The 23708-nt window shown below is 41.7% G+C and carries 19 protein-coding genes; 18 read left to right on the top strand and 1 reads right to left on the bottom strand.

Annotated elements, in window-relative coordinates:
* The first annotated feature begins 42 nt into the window (after nucleotides 1–42).
* The 15 genes from QK890_RS18505 to QK890_RS18435 all read left to right on the top strand — a co-directional run bounded on the left by QK890_RS18505 (nucleotide 43) and on the right by QK890_RS18435 (nucleotide 16958).
* The gene (locus QK890_RS18505) at nucleotides 43–354 is read left to right on the top strand and encodes a TIGR04149 family rSAM-modified RiPP (RefSeq protein WP_010993587.1); all 312 of its coding nucleotides are present in this window, start codon (nucleotides 43–45) and stop codon (nucleotides 352–354) included.
* 122 nt (nucleotides 355–476) lie between these two features.
* On the top strand, nucleotides 477–1733 hold the full coding sequence (locus QK890_RS18500) for a PDZ domain-containing protein (protein ID WP_032534071.1): 1257 nt from the start codon (nucleotides 477–479) through the stop codon (nucleotides 1731–1733).
* Between the two features lie 30 nt (nucleotides 1734–1763).
* Nucleotides 1764–3083 carry a radical SAM protein gene (locus tag QK890_RS18495; RefSeq protein ID WP_010993585.1) on the top strand — a complete coding sequence of 440 codons (1320 nt, stop codon included), beginning with the start codon at nucleotides 1764–1766 and terminating at the stop codon, nucleotides 3081–3083.
* Nucleotides 3084–3086: 3 nt separating this feature from the next.
* Entirely contained in the window at nucleotides 3087–4334 is a 1248-nt protein-coding gene (locus tag QK890_RS18490) for a radical SAM peptide maturase (RefSeq protein ID WP_032534069.1), read from the top strand.
* Between the two features lie 13 nt (nucleotides 4335–4347).
* On the top strand, nucleotides 4348–5589 hold the full coding sequence (locus tag QK890_RS18485; protein ID WP_032541008.1) for a TIGR04150 pseudo-rSAM protein: 1242 nt from the start codon (nucleotides 4348–4350) through the stop codon (nucleotides 5587–5589).
* 13 nt (nucleotides 5590–5602) lie between these two features.
* Nucleotides 5603–6274 (top strand): acylneuraminate cytidylyltransferase family protein, encoded by a 672-nt coding sequence (locus QK890_RS18480; RefSeq protein WP_032541009.1) that lies wholly within the window; start codon nucleotides 5603–5605, stop codon nucleotides 6272–6274.
* Nucleotides 6275–6285: 11 nt separating this feature from the next.
* Nucleotides 6286–8802 carry a hypothetical protein gene (locus QK890_RS18475; RefSeq protein ID WP_032541010.1) on the top strand — a complete coding sequence of 839 codons (2517 nt, stop codon included), beginning with the start codon at nucleotides 6286–6288 and terminating at the stop codon, nucleotides 8800–8802.
* A 7-nt stretch (nucleotides 8803–8809) separates the two neighbouring features.
* Complete coding sequence (locus QK890_RS18470) at nucleotides 8810–9697, top strand: glycosyltransferase family 10 (RefSeq protein ID WP_032541011.1); 888 nt, start codon at nucleotides 8810–8812, stop codon at nucleotides 9695–9697.
* Complete coding sequence (locus tag QK890_RS18465; RefSeq protein WP_032541012.1) at nucleotides 9694–10689, top strand: glycosyltransferase; 996 nt, start codon at nucleotides 9694–9696, stop codon at nucleotides 10687–10689. Before QK890_RS18470 ends, QK890_RS18465 begins: the two co-directional genes overlap by 4 nt.
* A 67-nt stretch (nucleotides 10690–10756) precedes the next feature.
* On the top strand, nucleotides 10757–11422 hold the full coding sequence (locus tag QK890_RS18460; RefSeq protein WP_234191250.1) for a sulfotransferase family 2 domain-containing protein: 666 nt from the start codon (nucleotides 10757–10759) through the stop codon (nucleotides 11420–11422).
* Between the two features lie 12 nt (nucleotides 11423–11434).
* Nucleotides 11435–11674, top strand: a complete 240-nt coding sequence (locus tag QK890_RS18455) for a hypothetical protein (RefSeq protein ID WP_233481207.1) — start codon at nucleotides 11435–11437, stop codon at nucleotides 11672–11674.
* On the top strand, nucleotides 11650–12033 hold the full coding sequence (locus QK890_RS18450) for a hypothetical protein (protein ID WP_233481206.1): 384 nt from the start codon (nucleotides 11650–11652) through the stop codon (nucleotides 12031–12033). The genes QK890_RS18455 and QK890_RS18450 overlap by 25 nt, the downstream gene beginning before the upstream one ends.
* A 35-nt stretch (nucleotides 12034–12068) precedes the next feature.
* On the top strand, nucleotides 12069–14279 hold the full coding sequence (locus tag QK890_RS18445; protein WP_022011532.1) for a peptidase domain-containing ABC transporter: 2211 nt from the start codon (nucleotides 12069–12071) through the stop codon (nucleotides 14277–14279).
* A gap of 2 nt (nucleotides 14280–14281) precedes the next feature.
* Nucleotides 14282–15601 carry an HlyD family secretion protein gene (locus QK890_RS18440; RefSeq protein WP_032531427.1) on the top strand — a complete coding sequence of 440 codons (1320 nt, stop codon included), beginning with the start codon at nucleotides 14282–14284 and terminating at the stop codon, nucleotides 15599–15601.
* Nucleotides 15602–15770: 169 nt separating this feature from the next.
* Complete coding sequence (locus QK890_RS18435; RefSeq protein WP_005811214.1) at nucleotides 15771–16958, top strand: OmpA family protein; 1188 nt, start codon at nucleotides 15771–15773, stop codon at nucleotides 16956–16958.
* 67 nt (nucleotides 16959–17025) lie between these two features.
* Here the strand turns inward: QK890_RS18435 and trpS are convergent, their stop codons facing one another.
* A complete protein-coding gene (gene trpS, locus QK890_RS18430) occupies nucleotides 17026–18117 on the bottom strand; it encodes a tryptophan--tRNA ligase (RefSeq protein ID WP_005782386.1) in 1092 nt (363 codons plus the stop codon).
* Nucleotides 18118–18440: 323 nt separating this feature from the next.
* On the opposite strand from trpS, the gene carB reads away from it, so the two are divergent.
* From carB to QK890_RS18415, 3 genes are all read left to right on the top strand, one after another.
* A complete protein-coding gene (gene carB / locus QK890_RS18425; protein WP_005811211.1) occupies nucleotides 18441–21662 on the top strand; it encodes a carbamoyl-phosphate synthase (glutamine-hydrolyzing) large subunit in 3222 nt (1073 codons plus the stop codon).
* Between the two features lie 198 nt (nucleotides 21663–21860).
* Nucleotides 21861–22289 (top strand): polymer-forming cytoskeletal protein, encoded by a 429-nt coding sequence (locus tag QK890_RS18420; RefSeq protein WP_005811209.1) that lies wholly within the window; start codon nucleotides 21861–21863, stop codon nucleotides 22287–22289.
* Between the two features lie 216 nt (nucleotides 22290–22505).
* The gene (locus QK890_RS18415; RefSeq protein ID WP_032541014.1) at nucleotides 22506–23450 is read left to right on the top strand and encodes a Tsr15 family tyrosine-type DNA invertase; all 945 of its coding nucleotides are present in this window, start codon (nucleotides 22506–22508) and stop codon (nucleotides 23448–23450) included.
* Nucleotides 23451–23708: the final 258 nt, after the last annotated feature.

Genomic DNA, 23708 nt, shown 5'->3' with positions numbered 1-23708 from the left:
TTTACGAAGAACATTAAATATTGATTTTAAAATGATTAAAGTATGAAATTAAGAAAACTGAAACTGAATGAAGCTTCAAAAGCTGAATTGAATGAACGTGAGATGTGTCGTGTTTTGGGAGGTGGTACTATTGGGTGCTGCCAATGTGGTTGCAATTATGAAGGTAAACCCGGTGGCTCTAGTACTAGTGCTAATGATAGTGCCAATAATGCTCATGGGTATACATCAGATGGTTCTCATCCATGTTGTTCTACTACTGACCCCAAACCGGAATTTCCGAAATTTCCGGATTTTCCTGTTATGCCTCAAGATGCTCTTTGTGGGGCGACTCAAGGACACTCGTGTGGTATATGAAAATAATTGATTGGGCGTTTATATTTGTTTGTATGAACAATTGAGCGTAGTCCTTTATTTTGTAATACTGCTGAAATTAACTTTCAGCAGTATTACTCTTGTGGAAAGCTAAATTAAAGAATATGAAGTTAATTATAGGCAATGGGCTGATAAAGTGTATTGTTTTTCTTTTTTTGCAAGCTACTGTTTTAGGTAGTTGTACGAAAATATCCAAAGGGAATAAAAGAGATGCAAGAACTTACTTTACAATTGATTCTTTAGATAGAAAGATAGTGCTTCCCGTGTTATTTAATGATAGCATTGTTTCAAATTTGGCATTTGATAGTGGGGCTTCTTTGGGAGCTTTTATTGTTGACTCTACTTTTTGTTCAGCTCACCCTTCTATCTTATCGAATTTGTCTCCTGACACTATTGCTCCATATGGGTGTGCATGGTCTGTATTACGTATGCCCGCATCTATGTATACAATTGTTCCGACTATAAAAGTAGGGAATTCCAATTTGATATATGATAAAATGTTAGTTTATAATTGGAGAGATTACATGGGAGGTACTCAATCAGATGGTTTGTTTAATATTCCACAAAATGATACTGTTAATATATGGGAGTTTAACTTTGAACATAATTATATGGCTATCCATTCATTTCAAGATTTTATTATGCCTAAGAATTGTATTCTGATTCCTTTTGTAAGAGGAAATGATAAAAGCTCACTTTTTTATGTTAATCTGCCTTTAAATATTAGATGTGCTGATGGAGACACACTGATGCTTACTCATACTTATCTTGTAGATACAGGTATGCCACAAGACATAGCTCTGATGGCTCAAGCTTCTGAATTGTCCTTTTTTTCTAAGAAAAAGAATGCCGTTTGGACGCAGGCACCATCTGGATATTATAGTCATCATAATGTAAATGTTACTTTGTTTAGTGGCATACAACTTGATTCTTTGCGGATTTATATATTTGATCAACCTAATCAAGTACCTTGTGATTATCTTATTGGTCTGAATTTTCTTAAAAGATTTAATGTTTTTTTCGACATGAAATCACAAAGATTAGGTTTGCAGCCAATAAAGAATTACGAACGAGTGGTCAACCCTCGGAAGAAACGATTCCACATGTCATCCCGTATGAATAGCCATGGAAAAATTATTATTACTAAAATTGCCGATTATGAAGGTAATTATGTTAAAGAATCTGGCTTGTTAGAAGGTGATGAAATTATTGCTATAAATGAAATTCCTATTAAAATGATCTCTTTGGAAGAGGATGCGGAGCTAAGCCGGCAAGACACATTGATATACGATATTGTCCGTCAAGGTAAATCTTATAAGATACCGGTGGTTATTGATAAAAAAGAGGTTCAAGGTGATTGAATGAAATAATAATATTAGATAGGTAATGATATGAATGATAAAGCTAGTAGATACAATATTGAAATAGAATACTATAATGGAATCCTGCTCTATAATTCGCTTACTAACAGGATACTACCAATTAGTCTTAAGGATTATTCTATAATTGAGACTTTGATGGAACATTTGCCTACATTTCGACAGAAATTTCCTGAATTGTATTCTGCTTTTCAGAGGTCAGGATTTATTATAAGTCCAGATTTTGATGAGTTGGCGTATTTGAAATTACAAAATAAGCGATGTATATTTATGAATCGGGATTATCATCTTACAATAAATCCGACTTTAGATTGTAATTTAAAGTGCTGGTATTGTTCTGTTGCATATGCTGGGGCAAAATATGATAGAGAACGAATGAGCGATGAAATAGTTGATAATTTGATTAAGCACATTAATTTATTAGTGACACAAAAAAAAGCAAATTCAATTTTATTGGATTGGTTTGGTGGAGAGCCCCTAATGTATTTTGATGAAGTAATCAAAAAGATATCAGATTCAGTATTCCCAATTTTATTACAGAATAATGTGAAATTTAGGCAACAAATTACTACTAATGCTACTTTATTGAGTGAAGATAGAATTCGATATATGAAGGACATGAACTTTGATTTCTTTCAGATATCTATTGATGGTAATGAGTGCCGCCAGAACCTGATTAAACGTTATTCTGATAAACATGGTACTTATAGAGATGTGGTTGACAATATTAATTTGCTTTCTGAGGTAATTCCAGATGTTTCAATTTGTTTGCGTGTAAATTATGATAAACAAACTTTGAAGAATATAAAAGATATAATAAATGATTTTACGGAAAAAAGTATAAAGTGCATTACTGTAGATTTTCAGAGAGTGTGGCAGATTTCATGTACAGAAGAAATGCGAAAGTTATTAGAGAAGGCAAAAGTTGAATTTGAGAAGGCTGGTTTTCGTTCGCGTTTTTGGGCATATAGGCCATTTAGATATAAGTGTTGTTATGCGGATAGTATCAATCATTATGTTGTCAATTACGATGGTAGAATTTTTAAATGTACAGCACGTGATTATGGGGAAGAACTAACTCTTGGCCATTTGTTAAAATCTGGAGAGATTGATTGGAACGATGGAATATTGAGTAAGATGTTTGTAAAGGCTACATTTGAGAATGAACGTTGTGAAAATTGTCGAGTTTTACCTTTGTGTATGGGACCATGTATACAAAAAAATTACGATGCACTTATAAATTGTAAACAGCTTACTTGTGTATATGATAACGTTGAATACAGTTTGTCTTCTTTTGTAATAGAAATGGCAAAACAAAGAAATTTAATATAATCGATGAAAAAAAAATATATTACAGTTGATGATATTAAGTATCAATTAGCTAACCTGCGTCAGCTGACTTTTGAAGTGACAGATGCTTGTAATCTGTGTTGTAAGTATTGTGCGTATGGTGAATTTTATAATGATTATGATAAGCGTGAAAATAGCACAATTAGTTTGTCCGCTTCTTTGAAATTAATTGATTATTTAGTTGATTTATGGGGCTCAGAATATAATACGTCAGCTAAACGTAACGTATATATCAGTTTCTATGGGGGAGAACCTTTATTAAATATGCCATTTATTGAATCGGTGGTGACGTATATTGAAAAACTGCATTGCCAATATCGCAATTTTACTTTTTCAATGACAACGAATGCTTTGTTGCTTGAACGTCATATGGATTTTTTGGTGGCACATGATTTCAATTTGCTTATCAGTTTGGATGGTGATGAATATGGCACTTCCTATAGAGTGAATAAGGTGGGTGATCCTGCATATCCCAATATTATCAGAAATATAGATGTTTTACGAAATAAATACCCTGAGTTCTTTGAAAGAAAAGTAAATTTTAATGCTGTATTACATAATCGTAATTCGGTTACTTCTATTTATCACTTCTTTAAAACTCGTTACAATAAAGTACCCAGTATTGGAGAGTTGAATAATATGGGGATTCGACCGGATAAGGTAGAACTTTTCCAAAAAACGTATCGTAATTCACAAGAAAGTTTACACCAAGCAGAGAATTATGAAAAAATAGAGCAGGATATGTTTCTAAAATCAGCTACTTATCAGACTCTTACCAATTTTCTCCATCAGTATAGTGGGTTTGTTTTTCGAAGTTATGTTGATTTGCAATATGGTAAACCTAAAAAAACAATTCCTACCGGTACTTGTATCCCTTTTGGTAAAAGAATGTTTGTCACTGTTACTGGTAAGATTTTACCTTGCGAACGCATAGGACAACAATTTGCATTGGGAAAGGTAACGGCAGATAGCGGTGTTGAACTTGATTTAGAAGCAATTGCAGATAAGTATAATACTTATTATGCTAAAATGGAAAATCAATGTAGTAAATGTTACAAAGCAGAATCTTGTATACAATGTATTTTCAATCTTAATAACTTGGATACTTGTCCTGTTTGCTATGGATTTACTAGTAAACAAGCTTTTGAAATCTATAAAACAAAACAAATAGATTTTCTAAGAAAGCATCCGGAAGAATATTATCGAATTATGGAAAATGTGATGGTTGAATAAAATAGGGTATAATATGTTTCAAGTAGATAAGAATTATTGGCTGGTAATTGCGCCTTATGTATATTGTTGTATAAAGGGTAAGAAGGCTCTATTATATAATACTAAGAATTGGGAGTATTTAGAGGTGGAAAATGAGAATGTAATAGGGCTATTACGACAGTTACATAAAAGAGATAATCTTGGTGCGGTGTTTTGTGAAGGGAAAATGTTGACAGAGCTATGTTACTCAAATTTTATATCTGGTTTTGTGTTAAAGGAAATGGGAGGTGTTATAGATGTGGCATCTTTTCCCGATAAACCGATACAAATGATGCCTATTCTTAATTTACAATGTGATGTGGATAAATTACAGCAAATAGAAGATAGGGGTATAGGAGAAGATATTTTGTTTAATTTGTTAGAAATAAATGTTTTTCTTTATAATGTTTGTGATCATCATTGTTTATATTGCAGTAAATATTCACAGCAAAATTTGTGCTGTCGCGTAGCAGAAACAGAGACGTCTCAAGTTCTTGATATCTCTGCTTTGAAGTCTATTATAGCACAAATTCGATATGGAGTGGTAGGTCGGTTGAATTTATTTGGTGGAAATATTTGGAAGTATCCTAATTATAATGATATTCCTTTTTTATTATCAGGTTTTAAAGGTCAAATTCATATTTGGAGTCATTATGCTGATTTTGTGGGTAATAAAATCTTAGATTCAGATTTTTTTTATGATGTGATTGTTCCTTTTCCCATGGAAGAAGAATTACTGCGAAATTGTATCTTTTTATTAGGAGATTTACAAATAAAGATTCATTTTTATGTTACGCAAATAGATGAATATGCTAAGGCGGAGGAGATTGTACATAAATATGCTATTAATGACTATTCAATACATTCTACCTATGTAGGATGTAATTTGGATTATTTTGAAAAATATGTTTATATGGATAAAGGGGATATCCTGCAATCTCAATACTCAATGAGCCAAATTTTTGCTCATCAAAAAATGAATTCACATTTTTTCGGTTCGTTATCAATCTCTGTTAATGGAGACGTATATGCTAATTTGAATAGTTTAGTTTTGGGAAATATCTATAAAGATAGTTTGATTGATATTGTTAACAAAGAAATGCTTGATAATACAGCATGGCGGAAAATACGAAATGATTATCCTTGCTGTGACTGCATTTACCAATGGCTGTGTCCTTCGCCCTCTAATTATGAATTGGCTATTGGAAAACCGAACCTCTGTCATGTGAAACCATAAATGATAATAGCTTATGGATCGTACTTTCTGTTTTGTTCCGGTTCGCAAAGGGAGTAGAGGTATCCCCGGTAAGAACCTGCGTATGCTGGGAGACAAACCTCTGGTATGTTGGATTATCGATACCATCCTTGCTTCCGGCATAGCGGACGAGGTATGTGTAGCGACAAATTGTGATGAAATGGAAAGTTTGATACGAGGCCGTTACAAAGAAGTTGTACGGATATTCAGGCGCAGTGAGTGGAGTGCAAGGGATGAGGCTCCCAGTCTGGAAGTTGTACAGGAATTTTTCTATTTTTGTAAGCCGGACCGGAATGATGATTTTATTTTGTTACAGGCTACTTCTCCTTTTACGACTGCACAAGAACTAAGGGGGCTTGCAGAAGAGATGAAAAGGGGTGAGGCGGATTCCTATGTTGCCTGTTGCCGTTTGAAGAAGTTTCGTTGGAGTGATGAGGGGAGACCTTTGGACTATTCATTCGAAACCAAACCTCGCCGACAGGAGTACAAAGGTTTTCTGATAGAGTCGGGAGCTTTCTATGCTTCTACGGTGGGGAGAATACTGGACTCCGGGCAGCTTCTTTCGGGAGTTGTGAAGGTGGTGGAGATCGGGCCTGCAGGGGTGATAGATATTGATGAAGAAGCGGACTGGAGACTGGCTGAACATTATATTGAAACCGGGCTTTAATAAAAAAAGATATGGATAGACGGGACTATTATGTGGAGTATTATGAAGTACTGGATAGGGTGCTGTCTGACTACGTGAACCATTTGAGGGAAGAGAAAGAGTATTGGCTGAAAATGGGGAGGCATGATGTGGGCGTGCCTTTGATCAATTTACTATTCTGGCAGTTCACATGGCATAGAGAGGAGTACGACCGGTTACGTAAAGAAGGAAAGAGCTGTCGGGAAGCATTGGGTAGCGTAAAGGAGATACTGGCAGATAAGCAGGTGGAAGAATGGGAGCGACAGGAAGAGGAATACAAAATCTACGACCATGAATGGTATGAAGCACTGGCACCTTATGGCGGGCAGTTGGTGATCTATATTTATAATGCCCGTCAATTGGCTTATCTGACTCCGTTGATTGAACGTCTGGAAGAACCGGTGTTGCTCTTGTCGGAATATGAGATTCCGGATGAAACGGAGTTGCCGGACTTTGTAACGGCCATTACTCTTGAATTTACCAAAACAGCTCCATTGGTTAATCCATTCCTGAAAGAGTGGTTTCCCTTGATTTTTCAATATGCGAATACATTTGATATATTGATGAGGATCTTGCAACCTAAAGGATTGATTTTTCTGGAAGGCTGCCATTACCAGCAGTTATTGCTTGCCACCATAGGACGTGATTATGGAATACCGACCTTGTGTATCCAGCAGGGATGGCCGTCATTGATGCACACTGCTTTCAGGAGGATGCCTTACCGGTACTATCTGATGTGGGGGGAAGGCTTCCGGACTTTGTGGGAGAAGCATAATCCGCTGCCGGACTTTGTTCCGACGGGCTATATGTATCAGGTGGAACCACGTAATGAGACGAAAAAGGAGTGTGTTACTTTTTTCTTGCAGGGACCTTTTTTTCTGAGTGACAAAAAGTATCTTCAAGAGATGATCTGTCTGATAGGGACGGTTGCTGCGGAATTTCCCGCCCGGCGGTTTCTGGTGCGTGAACATCCTGAGTTCAGGATAGGTGAGGAGGTACGCATGGAATGGGAGCAGATTCCTAATATAGAAATGGTAACGGATAGAAAGCTGGCAGAGGTATTTGCCCGCACACGGGTAGGGGTGGCACACTATTCTTCTTCTTTAATGGAGGGAGTGGCGCATGGTGCTGTCCCGTTGGTGTACGATCCGACCGAGGGATCGCGGTATTCTCCGGATGTGGAAGCCGAGGGGCTGGGGATGATAGCGAAAACGAAAGAGGAGTTGACCGGCGGTTTGTCCCGGATATTGGAGAATTATGGAGATTTTGAACAGAGGATGGAGAAGGGGCAACCTCTGTGGTTTCAGGCAACAGGAGAAGAAACTCTCCGGAATATGGTCGGGTTTATTAAAGAAAAAATGCCTCCTGTTACTTTGAAGGAGATTTATGTGGTTGATACGGATACTTTGACATGCGAACGGCCCGTCGGGGTATCGGGGGTATTGCGTTGTAAGAATTGTGAGGATTTTTTGGAGATGTGCATTGATTCGTGTATCGACGGATTGGATGAGTTGATAGCTGTCTATCATGATTGTACGGATCGTACGCCGGAGATTCTCAGGCAGAAGGCGGCACAATATCCGGATAAAATCAGGGTCTTTGAGTATCAGCCGTCTGTATATCCGATCGATCTGGATGAGGAGGAGTTTGAGAAGGCAAAGCTGTTGCCGCCCGACTCTATCCATACGTTGGCAGGTTATTGCAACTATGCATTGTCGAAAGCAAGCTATCGGTACGCAGTGAAGATCGATGCCGATCAGGTTTATTTTACGGATCGGCTGAAACATATCTGTGATGCTTACCGTTCTGATAAAAAAGTGAGGTTCAACGTGGCGGAATGCATCTCTTACAACCTGTATCGGGCTTATCTGGACTCTTTCAACCGTATAGAGATGCGACCGTTCAGGTGGCTGGAACGAATTGCGTTGTGGACACATGCGTTGTATGCTTCTTATCTGGAGAAGATGATCATTCGGTATAAAGTGCCTGTCTCGATGTCGGGCATTAACTTGTTCCGGAAAGACCGGGAGTGGATGGTAGGGTTGGGGCAGGAACATCCGGAGCCTGATAGCAAAGAGATACTCCCTCCGTTTAATGGCGTGCGTGATACTTTCTTTTTTGAGGTGTCTGCGGACCGGATATTCAGGTATGTGACGGAAACGAAGCCGGATGGCCGTCATCGGGGACTGGAAGTGATGCGCTGTCCGAATGAAATATTGGATGTCGGCTTTTGTTGGTTTCATTTGCGTGCCCTGATGAAGGAGCATGAAGAGGGCTATCGGCAGTCTTACCGGAAACATCCGGAGCGGTTTATACCTTTGGGCACCTTTGTGAAGCTGTCGTACAGGAGTTTACAACAGAGATATAAACCTTTTGTTACCGTACGTTGGGCGGAACCGGTATTCGCTTATTTCTTTATGACGGGTAAAGGAAGGATTCCGTGGAGGATGTTGAAAGGGGGAGGACGAGTAGTGGCAGATAAATGTGTTTCGCAGCTTGATAAAAGATAGATGGTGGATGGATATATTGATTCTTTTTTATAATACGATGTGGGGATTTCCACTTGAGTTCCGGAAGGAAGACTTACCCGAGGGCTGTGTGATAACGACTGATCGCAACCTCCTTTCAAAGGCGGATGCCGTGGTTTTCCATTTGCCCGATTTACCTTCGGTGATGGAGGATGAAATCGATAAGCGGGAAGGACAGATTTGGGTGGGATGGAATCTGGAATGTGAAGAGAATTATAGTTGGACCAAGGATCCCGAGTTCAGAGAGAGTTTTGATTTGTGGATGGGGTATCATCAGGAGGATGATATTGTGTATCCTTATTATGAACCGGATTATGGGAAGATGCTGGTTGCGGCACGGAGGAAAAAGCCTTATAAGAAGGCATGTATGTTTATCTCGAGCGATATGAACCGGAGTCACCGGCAAGAGTATCTTAAGCAATTGATGCAGTATACCGACATCGATTCGTATGGGAAACTATACCATAATTGTGAATTACCTGTTGAGGACCGAGGGCGGGATACACTTCTTAGTGTGATTGGGGATTATCAGTTCGTAATAAGTTTTGAGAATGCGATAGGGAAGGATTATGTAACGGAAAAATTTTTCAATCCTTTGTTGGCCGGTACTGTTCCGGTCTATCTGGGAGCTCCCAATATCCGGGAGTTTGCTCCGGGAGAAAATTGCTTTCTGGATGTGTCGGCTTTTGATTCTCCTGAGGGAGTAGCTGTTTTTATGAATCAATGCTATGATGACGAGGCATTGTATGAACGTTTTCATGCATGGAGGAAGCGGCCTTTATTATTGTCGTTCACAAATAAGTTAGAGCAAGTCCGGAGTAATCCGTTAACCAGGCTTTGCCAAAAAATACACGAACTAAAATTGAGAGGGATATGAAGGAGGTAAAAAGACCGGTAGTTTCGGTGGTGGTTCCGGTCTATAATACGGAACTTTTTCTGGGGGAATGTCTGTACTCTTTGGAGAAGCAGACTTTGACGGATATTGAGATCATTCTGGTGAACGACGGATCGACGGATAATTCCGGAGAGTTGCTGCGGGAGTATGCGGGTAAGGATGCTCGTTGCGTTTATGTGGAACAGGCGAATCAAGGACTTTCTGCTGCACGGAATACCGGAATAGAATATGCATCCGGGCATTATCTGGCATTTCTGGACAGTGACGACTGGCTGGCAGAGAATGCTTTGCAGGTGCTTTGTACTATAGCTGCGAAGACCCGGTCAGACATTGTCTCAGGAAATACATTGGCGGTACATCCGGATGGGCAGGTGCGAAGTTGGGAAAGAAGGAGCAGGGAGTTGTTTGCGGCGGGAACCGTGGTGTCTGGAAGTACGTATTTCTCAAGAGTGATGGATTGCAGATGTTATGTCCCTATGGTGTACAACTATTTATATCGGAGAGATTTTATTGAGCAAAACGGTTTTCGCTTTGAGCCGGGGCTGATTCATGAGGATGAATTATGGACTCCGCAGGTGCTGACAACCGCTCAGAAAATGACGGTTGCCGATATTGATTTTTATTATTACCGGCAACGGGAAGGATCGATTATGACAGCGACAGCAGCGGGTAGGCGGATTGCTTCCATTCAATTGATTATTGAGAAGTTACTGGAATATAGCCGTAAACATTTGTTTGAGAAAAAACATAGAGAGGCAAAAGAAGCGCTCTATGTAAGGTTGCTGCAGATATATTCTACCGCCTGTACATTGCATCCGGACGGAACTTATACTACTTTGTACGATAGGGCGGGAGAAATGCTTCGTGTTTGTGAGGAACTCAGTCGGCAAGAGTCTCTTGGAAGATGGTATAGTGAGGAGATACTGAACAGGATGAAACTGTACTATGACCGGCTCCAGACGATGGAAGGATAAGGGGCTATGGCAGGGAACTGAATCACTTTATTGTATGTATGTTGGACATCGAAAATCGTAGTATATCATGAAAGATATTGCAATGCTAAACAAACCACCATTAGACTTCTTCGGATGCAACTTTTGTCTTGTAGAGAAGCATCGTATGGCTTTTGTCCTTATCTCGAAATGTGGACTCACTTTTTGGGAGAATATAGCTATCTATGCGTCTATAGGTATGATTCCTGATACGGAAGATCAGACTCATTTTTATATCGCCCGGGTAAAACCCGAACGTTTTTTGGTACCGGTTTCTGAGATGTCTGGTTATGAAAGGGAGCATAAATCGTATTTGAAGGTAGCGGTTTGGAGGGATCCGGTGGAAAGACTGATTTCTGCTTATAAATATTTTATACTTGAACGTACTTTTAACCGTTATATGTATATGTGTAATCTTTATCAGGATCATTCTTTTGAACGCTTTCTTTCGTTTGTTGAGTTTGAATTGGGGAAGACAAATCCGTTGTGGCAGGATGAACATATACGCAGGCAATCTGATTTTTATACTTCTGCTGATGTGGACTGTATCGTACCACTCAGTAAATTAAACTGTTTCTTAGAAGAGAAAGGAGTTGATATACCTGAGGAGAGGTCGAATGCGACATCCGTTCAGTTTGAACTGAGAGATGAGAAACAGATAGCACGGATAAAAGAACTTTATCGCCTCGACTATGAAATACCTGTCAGTTATTAAAAAAGAAATGTTATGGATGCACAGATAGAAAAGATAGCAAAATCACTTTATTTCTCCTACAGACAAACTGACATAGGGCTGTTTTATGGAAAGATGGGATATTGTCTTTTCTTTTTTCATTATTCTCATGTTGCCGAATCGCGAATTTTTGGAGAATTTGCCGAAGAGTTGCTGGATGAAGTGATGGAGTATGTTCGCTTGGGTATGCCGGTCGGTCTGTCTTTCGGATGGGCTGGCATAGGTTGGGGGTAGAATATCTTGTCCGGAGGGGATTTGTGGAAGATGCCGGCAATGAAGAACGGAATAAGATTGATAAGAAAGTGATGGAATATGATGTCAGGCGTTTGGATGACTACTCTTTAGCTACGGGACTGGAGGGCATTGCGTGGTATGTCCTGCTTCGATTGTCTTCGGGGGATAAAAGTGTACGGATCAGAGAAGAAACCTATTTGTTTGATTTGAGCAATGCTTGTGAAAGAGTTTTAAAGAAAAGGCAGTATAAGGGCATGCTTTTGCTGCTGAATTTTCTGAACGGGAAACAGATAAATTATCCTTTCCGGGAATTTGTGAAAAAAATTCCCGGAGAAGCGCATTATATTCCGGATATGTGATGTATTTTTGCTACGTAGACTAATATTATGAATAAATGAAGCTAAGTTCTTTTCCTCATTACCTCCAGTTGGACGCTATGGATTGCGGCCCTTCCTGCCTTCGCATGATTGCGAAGTACTATGGTAAGAGCTATTCCCTGCAGACCCTCCGTGCACGTTCTTTTATTACCCGTGAAGGAGTTTCCATGTTGGGCATCAGTGATGCGGCGGAATCCATCGGTTTCCGTACTTCGGGGGTCCGTATCTCTTTGGAGCAACTGAAAGAGGACGTACCGTTGCCTTGCATCCTGCATTGGAACCAGAACCACTTTGTGGTCTGTTATGATATAAAGAAGAAGCGCAGTGGCTACCGTTTCTATATCGCTGATCCGGCACGTCAGTTGATTTCGTACAGTGAGGAAGAATTTAAAAAGTGTTGGTTGTCTACCAAGGTGAATGGAGAAGAGAAAGGAGCTGCACTTGCGCTTGAACCGGGCCCGGAATTCCAAGGGCAGGGAGACGAGGAAGAGTCCGGCAGTCGCAGTCTTCGTTTCTTTCTTAAATATTTGTCTCCTTATCGTAAACAACTGATTCAACTGGTTCTGGGAATGCTGACAGCGAGCTTGCTGCAACTTATCTTCCCATTTCTGACACAGTCGTTGGTGGATGTGGGTATCCGTGACGGTAACCTGAACTTTATCACTCTGATCCTGATTGCACAGCTGGTAATCTCCGTTTCGCAACTTTCGGTCGAGTTTATCCGTAGCTGGATCATGCTTCACATGAACACACGTATCAACATCTCGCTGATCTCTGACTTCCTGGCAAAGTTGATGAAACTACCGCTCCATTATTTCGATACGAAGATGATCGGTGACATTATGCAGCGTATCGGTGACCACGGACGTATCGAGAGCTTTCTGACAGGCTCATCCATCAGTACGCTTTTCTCTTTCGTAAACTTCTTTATTTTTGCTTTTGTATTGGCTTATTATAATCTGGGTATTCTTGCCATCTTTCTGGTAGGCAATTCACTCTATATCTGCTGGATTCTTGTGTTCATGAAGTACCGGCGCGAACTGGATATCCGGCGTTTTGCCCAGGCGGCGGGCGAACAGAGCAGTTTGATTCAGCTGGTGACTGCCATGCAGGAAATCAAGCTGAACAACTGCGAGAAGCAAAAGCGCTGGCAGTGGGAGCGCATTCAGGTGAAGCTTTTCAAGATCAGCGTGAAGGGACTGGCATTGGGGCAGGTTCAGCAAGTGGGCTCTGTCTTTTTTAATCAGACAACGAATATCGTAATTTCCTTTATTGCTGCCAAATCGGTTGTGGAAGGGGATATGACTCTGGGTATGATGATGTCTTTGACGTATATCATCGGTCAGCTGAGTGGCCCCATCGGCTCTTTTATCGGCTTTGCCCAACAACTTCAGGATGCAAAGATCAGTCTGGAACGCTTGAACGAGATTCACGGTCAGAAAGATGAAGAACAGGATATCACTTCAAAACTGACGGTTCTTCCGGATCGGCGTGATATTCGTATTGAAAATCTGTCGTTTAGCTATGACGGGGCGGACCGTGACTATGTGCTGAAAGATGTGAATCTGGATATACCCGAACATAAAGTGACAGCGATCGTGGGGGCGAGTGGTAGTGGTAAGACTACACTGATTAAGTTGATGCTCGGTTTTTATACTCCGAATAAGGGGGATATCAAAATAGGTGAGACTCCTCTGGATGTGGTGAATCCGCATCTCTGGCGTGCGAAGAGTGGTTCGGTGATGCAGGATGGCTTTATTTTCTCTGATACGATTGCGAACAACATTGCTGTTGGTGAGGAGCAGGTGGATGTGGAACGTTTGCGCCATGCTGTGACGGTTGCCAATATCCGTGATTTTATCGATTCTCTTCCTTTGGGCTATAATACGAAGATCGGAATGGAGGGGAACGGCATCAGTCAGGGACAGCGACAGCGCCTGCTGATAGCCCGTGCGGTTTATAAGAATCCGGAGTTCCTGTTTTTCGATGAGGCGACGAATGCACTGGATGCCAATAACGAGCGTGAGATTATGGAACACCTCCATACATTCTATCGGGGTAAGACGGTTGTAGTGGTAGCACATCGTTTGAGTACGGTTCGTGATGCGGATAAGATCGTGGTGCTGGATAAAGGTGCTGTGGCTGAAGAGGGCACTCACCGGGAACTGACGGAGAAGAAAGGATTGTATTATCAGTTGGTAAAGAATCAGCTGGAGTTAGGAAGTTAGGTATGGAAAAGGAGCACACACATAAAGAAATCGAGCTTCGCAGTGAAGAGGTACAGGAGGTGATGAACCGTGTTCCGGCGTGGATTCTGCGTAGTGGCATTACGGTATTGTTTATCATCGTAGTGGTGTTGGTGGCAGGCAGCTATTGGTTTAAATATCCGGATGTGATAACTGCAGAGGTGACGGTGAGTACACAGGAGCCTCCATCTTATGTAATGGCACGTTCGGCCGGTAGATTGGCGGACCTGTATGTACAGAACGGCCAGGAGGTGAAGCCGGATATGAATTTGGGTGTAATAGAGAATACGGCTCGTGCGGTGGATGTGTTTTCTTTGAAGGGGAAGATGCAGAAGTGGAAGCAGGAAGGATATACACCGGAATCGGGGAAAAACCTTTTTCTGCTTTCGGAGACCGACCGCTGGCGGCTGGGTGAGATACAGTCGGCTTATGCAGGATTTGTGAGTACCCTCTCCGAGGTGGTTCGTATGAAAGAGTTAGGATATTATGCAAAGAAGTTGCAGTCACAGAAAGAATTGCTGGCTACACAGAAGAAATATTATGATCAGGTTCGGAGGCAATATTTTCTGATAGAGAAAGAATATGCTTTAGCTCATGCCTCATATGCAAGAGATTCGATTCTTTATCATCGTAAGGCGATGATTATTACGGAGTTTGAACAGTCCGGCAGTCGCTACTTGCAAAGCCTTCAGTCAAAGGAATCGGCCCGTATGCAGTTAACTCAGGTAGATATGCAGATAGAGCAATCGGAAGAGGCATTGCTTGATCTGGAAAAACAGGCGTTTGAAGAGCAGCAGACGCAGGAGGTGAATCTGAGAAATGCTACGGATCAGTTGTTGGGTCAGCTTGTGGCGTGGGAACAACATTACCTGCTTCGAAGTCCGGTCGGAGGAAAAGTTACTTTTCTGAATGTGTGGAGCGTGAATCAGTATGTGGAGTCGGGGGCTACCGTTTTTGTGGTTGCCCCGAAAGAGGAATCCTTGCCTGTAGGGACGGCATTGCTGCCTTTACAGGGATCGGGTAAAGTAAAGGCCGGACAGCGTGTGAATTTGCGTCTGAATAATTATCCGGACCAGGAGTTTGGTTATGTAAGGGGGGAGGTGAGAAGTGTTTCGCCTCTGCCGACGGCGGAAGGCATGTATGTGGTCGATATTGCTTTGCCGGATGGGTTGACAACCAACTATGGAAAGATGCTGCCGTTGACTCGTGAGATGAAGGGAAGTGCGGAAATTATCACGGACGATCTTCGGCTGCTGGAAAGATTGATTATGCCGCTACGAAAAATTTTCATGGAACAAAAATAGGTCAAAGTAGCTTTGGAGCTATATATAATAAGGTGTATCTCCGGATCTTTGTAGAAAATGCTTCGGAAATTTTCATTTATCCAAAACCTTTTAGTTTCGTTGGTGTTATTTAAATAGTTTCAATAATAAATAGGAAGATTTGTAATAACCACTTTAACTATTAAGGTATATGAAAAAGATTCTAATGCTGCTGGCTTTAGCCGGCGTTACATCTGTTGCTTCAGCGCAACAAACTACGATTACGGGATACGAAGTTATCCAGGTACAAGACAAATATCAAGTGATCACTAACTCCTTCTGGGATAACTGGTTCTTTTCTATCGGTGGCGGTGCCGAAGCCATGTTTGGTGACAACGACCATGCCGGAAAGTTCAGAGACCGTATCAGTCCGACATTGAATGTGGCTGTCGGTAAATGGTTTACTCCCGGGTTGGGATTGCGATTGCAGTACAGTGGCTTGCAGGGGCGCGGCTTTGCCCATTCGGAAACAGCCGATTTTGTGAAGAGTGGTAAACTGGCCAATGGGTATTATAAACAGAAATTCAACTATATGAATCTTCACGGTGACGTGATGTTCAATTTGAATGCTCTGTTTGGCGGATACAACTCTCACCGTGTATATGAAATTATCCCTTATTTGGGAGCCGGTTTTACTCATTCATACTCTAAACCTCATCGTGAGGCATTTGCTATGAACGCAGGTATTATCAACCGTTTCCGCGTATCGAGTGCGGTAGATATCAATATCGAAATCGGTGGTATGCTGGCTGAAGATAAGTTTGACGGAGAAATTGGTGGAAAACATGGGTATGATGGCGTTGCCAGCCTGACTGCAGGTCTGACTTACCGCTTCCCGGCCCGTGGATTTGCCCGTCCGATGCCACAGATTATCTCTGAAATAGAATTGGCCAATATGCGTCGCCAGATGAATGAAATGGCTGCTGCCAACCAGTCACTGCAACAGCAGTTGGTTGATGCACAGAACCAGCCGGTGGCAGAAGTTGCCGAACAAGTAGTTGTAACGGATGCTAATATTGCTCCGCGTACTGTATTCTTCACAATCGGTTCTTCTGAACTGTCTCCGCGTGAAGAGATGAACTTGTCTTATCTGGCTGCTAAGATGAAAGAATTCCCGGATACACAATATACCGTATACGGATATGCTGACTCGGCAACCGGTACTCCTGCATTCAATAAGGAGTTGAGCCAGAAACGTGCTCAGGCTGTTGTCAATGCATTGGTTAAGAAATACGGAGTAGATTCCAGCCGCTTGAAAGTTGATGCCGGAGGTGGTGTGGATAAATTCGGTAAACCTATTTACCTAAACCGCGTTGTATTAGTAGAGTCTGCTAAATAAATTCAGACTCAACCTTCTTTAAAAGAAAGCGCCCTGTTGCCGGACTGGTAACAGGGCGTTTCTTTTTTTATTTATTGAATCGCTTTACTTGTTCGTTAATCAGTTCGGCATCATCGAAATAGTTTATCTTCATGGCCTTACGAACATCGGATAACGTATCGGCAGCGGCAGCTCTTGCCACTTCACAGCCTTTTCTCAACATTTCGTAGATGGCAGGAATGTCTTTCTCAAATTCTTTCCGGCGATTACGGATAGGTTCCAGTTCTTCTTGCATAATAGCGTTGAGGAAGCGTTTCACCTTTACATCTCCCAGGCCGCCGCGTTGATAATGAGCTTTCAGTTCATCGAGGCTCGGATAGTCGGGCAGATAACGTTCGAAATGTTCGGGACGGCAGAAGGCATCCAAATATGTAAATACGGTATTACCTTCGATTTTTCCCGGGTCTTGCACCCGTAAGTGATCGGGGTCGGTGAACATGCTCATTACTTTCTTCTGTACCTCGTCCGCTTCTTCGGAAAGGTAAATGCAGTTGCCTAACGATTTACTCATTTTGGCTTTTCCATCGGTACCCGGCAGGCGCAGGCAGGCTGCGTTGTCCGGCAGAAGAATTTCCGGTTCGACTAATGTTTCTCCGTAGATATAATTGAAACGGCGGACAATTTCTCTGGCCTGCTCGATCATGGGCTCCTGATCTTCACCTACCGGTACTGTAGTGGCACGGAAGGCAGTGATATCGGCAGCTTGGCTGATGGGATAAGTAAAGAAACCTACAGGAATGCTGGTTTCGAAGTTGCGCATCTGTATTTCCGTCTTCACGGTAGGGTTACGTTGCAGGCGTGATACGGTGACGAGATCCATATAATAGAATGTCAATTCGCACAGTTCCGGAATCTGGGACTGGATGAAGATTGTCGACTTTTCCGGATCGAGTCCGCAAGCCAGATAATCGAGGGCTACTTCAATTACGTTTTGGCGTACTTTTTCGGGGTTATCGATGTTATCGGTCAATGCCTGCGCATCGGCGATGAAGATGAAAGTTTTGTCAAACAAGCCGGAATTCTGTAGTTCGACTCTTCGTTTCAGTGAACCTACGTAGTGTCCGATATGGAGTTTTCCGGTAGGACGGTCACCTGTCAATATGATTTTTTCTTTTCCCATTATTTTTATTTTTAATCGAAGGACAAAGATAGTCAGAATCAGCTGAAGTAACAAATAAAACGAATATTCTTACCAGATTCCTTTGTAATTATAGAAATAAGTCGTTACTTTGCACAAACTTTGAAATAGCAATGAATCAACAGGAAATCAGAAGCAAGTATTATCTCCGTTCGAGTGTATTTCACCCGGAATCAGCCTACTTCTTCTCTTTTCTCCAAAAACGATATTTAGTTCTTTGGTAATGCGTTAGTCCTTTATTGAGGGTAACGCATTTTTTTTGTGCGGATACGTAGAAATAACAACTTATAATGACAATAAAAGAAATGGAAAAGGAAATGAAAAAAGTCCTTGTTTTGGGTTCAGGCGCACTCAAAATCGGACAAGCCGGAGAGTTTGATTATTCCGGTTCACAGGCACTGAAGGCCTTGAAAGAAGAAGGCATCAATTCGGTATTGGTCAACCCGAACATCGCAACCATTCAGACTTCCGAGGGAATTGCTGATAAGGTGTATTTCCTTCCCGTGACTACTTATTTTGTAGAGGAGATTATTAAGAAAGAACGTCCCGACGGCATTCTTCTCGCATTCGGCGGACAGACTGCCTTGAACTGCGGTGCAGAGCTTTATACACAAGGTATTCTGGATAAATATGGTGTGAAAGTATTGGGTACTTCGGTTGAGGCTATCATGTATACGGAAGACCGTGACCTGTTTGTGAAGAAGCTCAACGAGATTGATATGAAAACTCCGGTCAGCCAGGCTGTAGAAAGCATGGAAGATGCTATTGCTGCTGCACGTCGCATTGGTTATCCGGTGATGGTTCGTTCGGCTTACGCGCTGGGAGGACTCGGAAGTGGTATTTGTGCCAATGAAGAGGAATTCCTCAAATTGGCTGAGAGCTCATTTGCTTTCTCTAAACAGATTCTGGTGGAAGAGTCGTTGAAAGGATGGAAAGAAATTGAGTTTGAGGTGATCCGTGATGCGAATGACCACTGTTTTACGGTAGCAAGCATGGAAAACTTTGACCCGCTGGGTATTCATACCGGCGAATCGATCGTGGTAGCTCCGACTTGCTCATTGGATGACAAGGAACTGAAAATGTTGCAGGAACTTTCAACTAAATGTATCCGCCATCTGGGTATTGTAGGTGAATGTAACATTCAGTATGCATTCAATTCGGATACGGATGATTATCGTGTGATTGAGGTGAATGCACGTCTGAGCCGTTCTTCGGCTTTGGCCTCGAAGGCAACCGGCTATCCGCTGGCATTTGTGGCCGCTAAGGTGGCATTAGGCTACACACTCGATCAGATAGGTGAGATGGGCACTCCCAACTCGGCATATGTGGCTCCGCAACTTGATTACTATATTTGTAAAATTCCTCGTTGGGACTTGACTAAATTTGCCGGTGTATCTCGTGAGATTGGTTCAAGCATGAAATCGGTTGGTGAAATCATGTCGATAGGCCGTTCGTTTGAAGAGATTATCCAGAAAGGTCTTCGCATGATCGGTCAAGGTATGCATGGGTTTGTCGGTAACGACGATGTGCATTTTGAGGATCTGGATAAGGAGCTTTCTCACCCGACGGATTTACGTGTTTTCGCTCTGGCTCAGGCCATGGAAGATGGCTATACGATAGAGCGTATCCATGAACTGACAAAGATTGACCCGTGGTTCTTGGGCAAACTGAAAAATATCGTTGACTATAAAGCGAAGTTGTCTGCTTATGATAAGGTAGAGGATATTCCTGCAGACGTATTGAGGGAGGCCAAAGTGCTGGGCTTCTCTGACTTCCAGATTGCGCGCTTTGTGTTGAATCCGGCAGGAAATATGGAGAAAGAGAACCTGATGGTACGTGCCCGTCGTAAAGAACTGGGTATCCTTCCGGCCGTGAAACGCATCAATACCATTGCTTCCGAACATCCGGAACTGACAAACTACCTTTATATGACTTATGCGGTTCAGGGTTATGATGTGAACTATTATAAAAATGAAAAGTCAGTAGTTGTGTTAGGATCGGGTGCTTATCGCATTGGTAGCTCGGTTGAGTTCGACTGGTGTTCGGTAAATGCTGTGCAGACTGCTCGCAAACTGGGATATAAATCGATTATGATCAATTATAATCCCGAAACGGTGTCTACTGATTATGATATGTGTGATCGTCTGTACTTCGACGAACTTTCGTTCGAACGTGTGCTCGACGTGATCGATCTGGAACAACCTCGCGGTGTGATTGTATCCGTAGGTGGACAGATTCCGAATAACCTTGCCATGAAACTGTATCGTCAGTCTGTTCCGGTATTGGGTACTTCTCCTGTTTCTATCGACCGGGCAGAAAACCGTAATAAGTTCTCTGCAATGCTTGATCAGTTGGGTATCGACCAGCCGGCATGGCAGGAGCTGACCAGCTTGGAAGATGTGAAAGGGTTTGTGGAGAAAGTAGGTTATCCGGTGCTGGTTCGTCCGTCTTATGTATTGTCGGGTGCTGCAATGAATGTTTGCTATGATGACGAGGAGTTGGAGAACTTCTTGAAGATGGCTGCTGAGGTATCGAAAGAGTATCCGGTAGTTGTTTCTCAGTTCCTTGAGAATACCAAGGAAATTGAATTCGACGCAGTGGCACAGAATGGAGAAGTGGTAGAATATGCTATCTCAGAACATATCGAGTTTGCCGGAGTGCACTCGGGTGACGCTACGCTGGTATTCCCGGCACAGAAAATCTATTTTGCAACAGCGCGCCGCATTAAGAAAATCAGCCGCCAGATTGCGAAAGAGCTTAATATTTCGGGACCGTTCAATATTCAATTCCTGGCTCGCAACAACGAAGTTAAAGTTATCGAATGTAACTTACGTGCTTCACGTAGTTTCCCGTTCGTTTCTAAGGTGTTGAAACGTAACTTTATCGAGACTGCTACCCGCATTATGCTCGACGCTCCATACAGCCGTCCCGATAAGTCGGCATTTGATATCGACTGGATTGGAGTGAAAGCTTCTCAATTCTCTTTCTCACGTTTGCACAAAGCCGATCCGGTTTTAGGTGTAGATATGTCGTCTACCGGTGAGGTGGGCTGCATTGGTGACGACTTTTCTGAAGCACTGCTGAATGCAATGATTGCTACCGGCTTTAAAATTCCTGAAAAGGGAGTGATGTTCTCTTCAGGTGCAATGAAGTCGAAAGTCGATTTGCTGGAAGCAAGCCGCATGTTGTTCAACCAGGGATATAAGATTTATGCAACAGCCGGAACTGCTGCTTTTCTGAATGCACATGGTGTAGATACTACTCCGGTTTACTGGCCGGATGAAAAACCGGGGGCCGAGAACAATGTGATGAAGATGATTGCCGACCATAAGTTCGACTTGATTGTGAATATTCCCAAGAATCATTCGAAACGTGAGCTGACAAATGGTTATCGTATCCGTCGTGGCGCGATCGATCATAATATCCCATTGATAACCAACGCGCGTCTGGCGAGTGCATTTATCGAAGCATTCTGTGATTTGAAGCTTGAAGATATTCAGATAAAGAGCTGGCAGGAATATAAATAGTACTGTCCGTAGCGATAAATAATAAGGGAGAGGGGGGAAACTTGGAAACAGTTTCTCCCCTTTTTATAGTGACCTGTTGTCTTTTTCTCGTCTTTTTCTTCTGCCTGTCTTATAATTAACTTATATTTGTAATCTACTTAATATTTGGTATCAGAAGAATGTTCGTCCTTTTTTAATTTACATAATTCAGATTTTAATATGTTTGGAAAGAAAAAGAATGAAGATTATTCTGTAAAGACTGTGAAAGTCGGTATTGATAAACTGACTACAATAGCATTGGGAACAATGGTGAAAGGAGCAATCACGGTAGAAGGGGATTTGCGTTTAGATGGAATAATAGAAGGAAATGTTTCCTGTAAAGGGAAAGTAGTGATTGGTCCTCAGGGAAGAATCAAAGGAAATGTGACGTGTACCGGTGCTGTGTTACACGGGATGTTACAGGGAGATATTCAGGTGGCAGAAGATTTGGTTATGAAATCGGGATGTACAATGAATGGCGATGTTTATACATGTAAACTTGAAATAGAATCGAAAGCCAGATTTAACGGTACTTGTAATACTACTGAGAAAAATACACTTGTGACAAGTCAGGTTGCGAAGCCTGAGACTGTGAATACTGAGAAATGATTGAAACGGCTTCTTGAGAAGAATCGGTTTTGTCTATTCCAATTGTGGTTAAAATTTTTTCGAAGGCTGCAAAGTTATCTAAAAAAAAGAGATAATTATGCAGTTGGTTTGTTATGGCACTACGCTTTTTGCAATTTGTTGAAATATCAGTCTGATATATGAAATGGATAAGCAAAAGCTTGCAATAATCTAATTTGTAATCTTAACAGACTTAAAATGAAAAAAGAACTTTTGACTCGATTTATGGAGAAGCGAATAGTCGAACTGAAAAAAGAGCAACGTAATGGTACTGCCCATGTATATCAGAGCACTTTAAATCGACTGAAAAAATTTATGAATGGACGTGAAATCACCTTTAGCCAACTGACTCCCGAATGGTTAGCTTTGTTTGAACAGAAACTGCTGGCTGATCAACTTAAATGGAACACTATTTCTACTTACATGCGTATGCTGAGATCTGTGTATAATCAGGCGCTGGAGCGGGGAGTGGCAACTTATGTGCCACGTCTTTTCAATAAAGTGCATACCGGAATTGACTGTCCCGTAAAAAGGGCTGTTTCGCCGGAGGTGATATGTAAACTGATGACGGACCAGAAACCATTGCCGGAAAAATTAGCTTTCAGCCGGGATTTGTTTGTTCTTTTGTTTCTGCTTCGCGGGATGCCGTTTGTAGATCTTGCTTTTTTGCGCAGATGCGATTTACAGGGAAATGTAATTACGTATCACCGGCGCAAAACCAGTCGTAAACTGACTGTGGTGGTGGGCAAAGAGGCAATGGAAATTATACGGAGGTATATGTATGCGATTCCGGATTCACCTTATCTTTTTCCTATTATCCAAAATCCCGGTGAGAATGAATATGGGCAATATACCCGTATGTTGCGTCTTCTGAACCATCGCCTGACACAGGTGGCAAATACCTTGGGAATCAGGGAACGGCTAAGTACTTATGTGGCACGTCATACCTGGGCGACTACGGCACTCCGGCAGAATTATAATTCAAATTTGATTTGTAATGCTATGGGGCATTCTTCGGTGAAAGTGACTGAGACTTATTTTCAACCTTACAGGGATGATGAGGTAAACCGGATGAATCGTTCTCTTATTACATATATTTTATCGAAGAAGAAAAGAGGAATAGATAAAAATATTAGAAGCTAATCAGTTGATTATTAGTTGAAATATTATCCGTTACTTCGTAGGTAACGGAAGGTGATATCGGCGGCAAATTTAAATATATTTTTTGAAATACGCATAATAAAACAATTATTTTTGCAATAGATATTAAATAACTGAACATTTTTATTGGGTTGTTCTTCGAAAAAGACAACAAAAGATTCTTCCATTTTTCAGGTTGAAAGATGGGAAAGGATTTTATTGTCTTTTTTGAGACCGTAAAGATTCATTTTAGTAAAAACA

Source organism: Bacteroides sp. NGMCC 1.200775, assembly GCF_040798045.1.
Classification (GTDB): domain Bacteria; phylum Bacteroidota; class Bacteroidia; order Bacteroidales; family Bacteroidaceae; genus Bacteroides; species Bacteroides hominis.
Note: the sequence above shows the minus strand (reverse complement) of the source record. Positions and strands in the feature narration are given on the sequence as shown.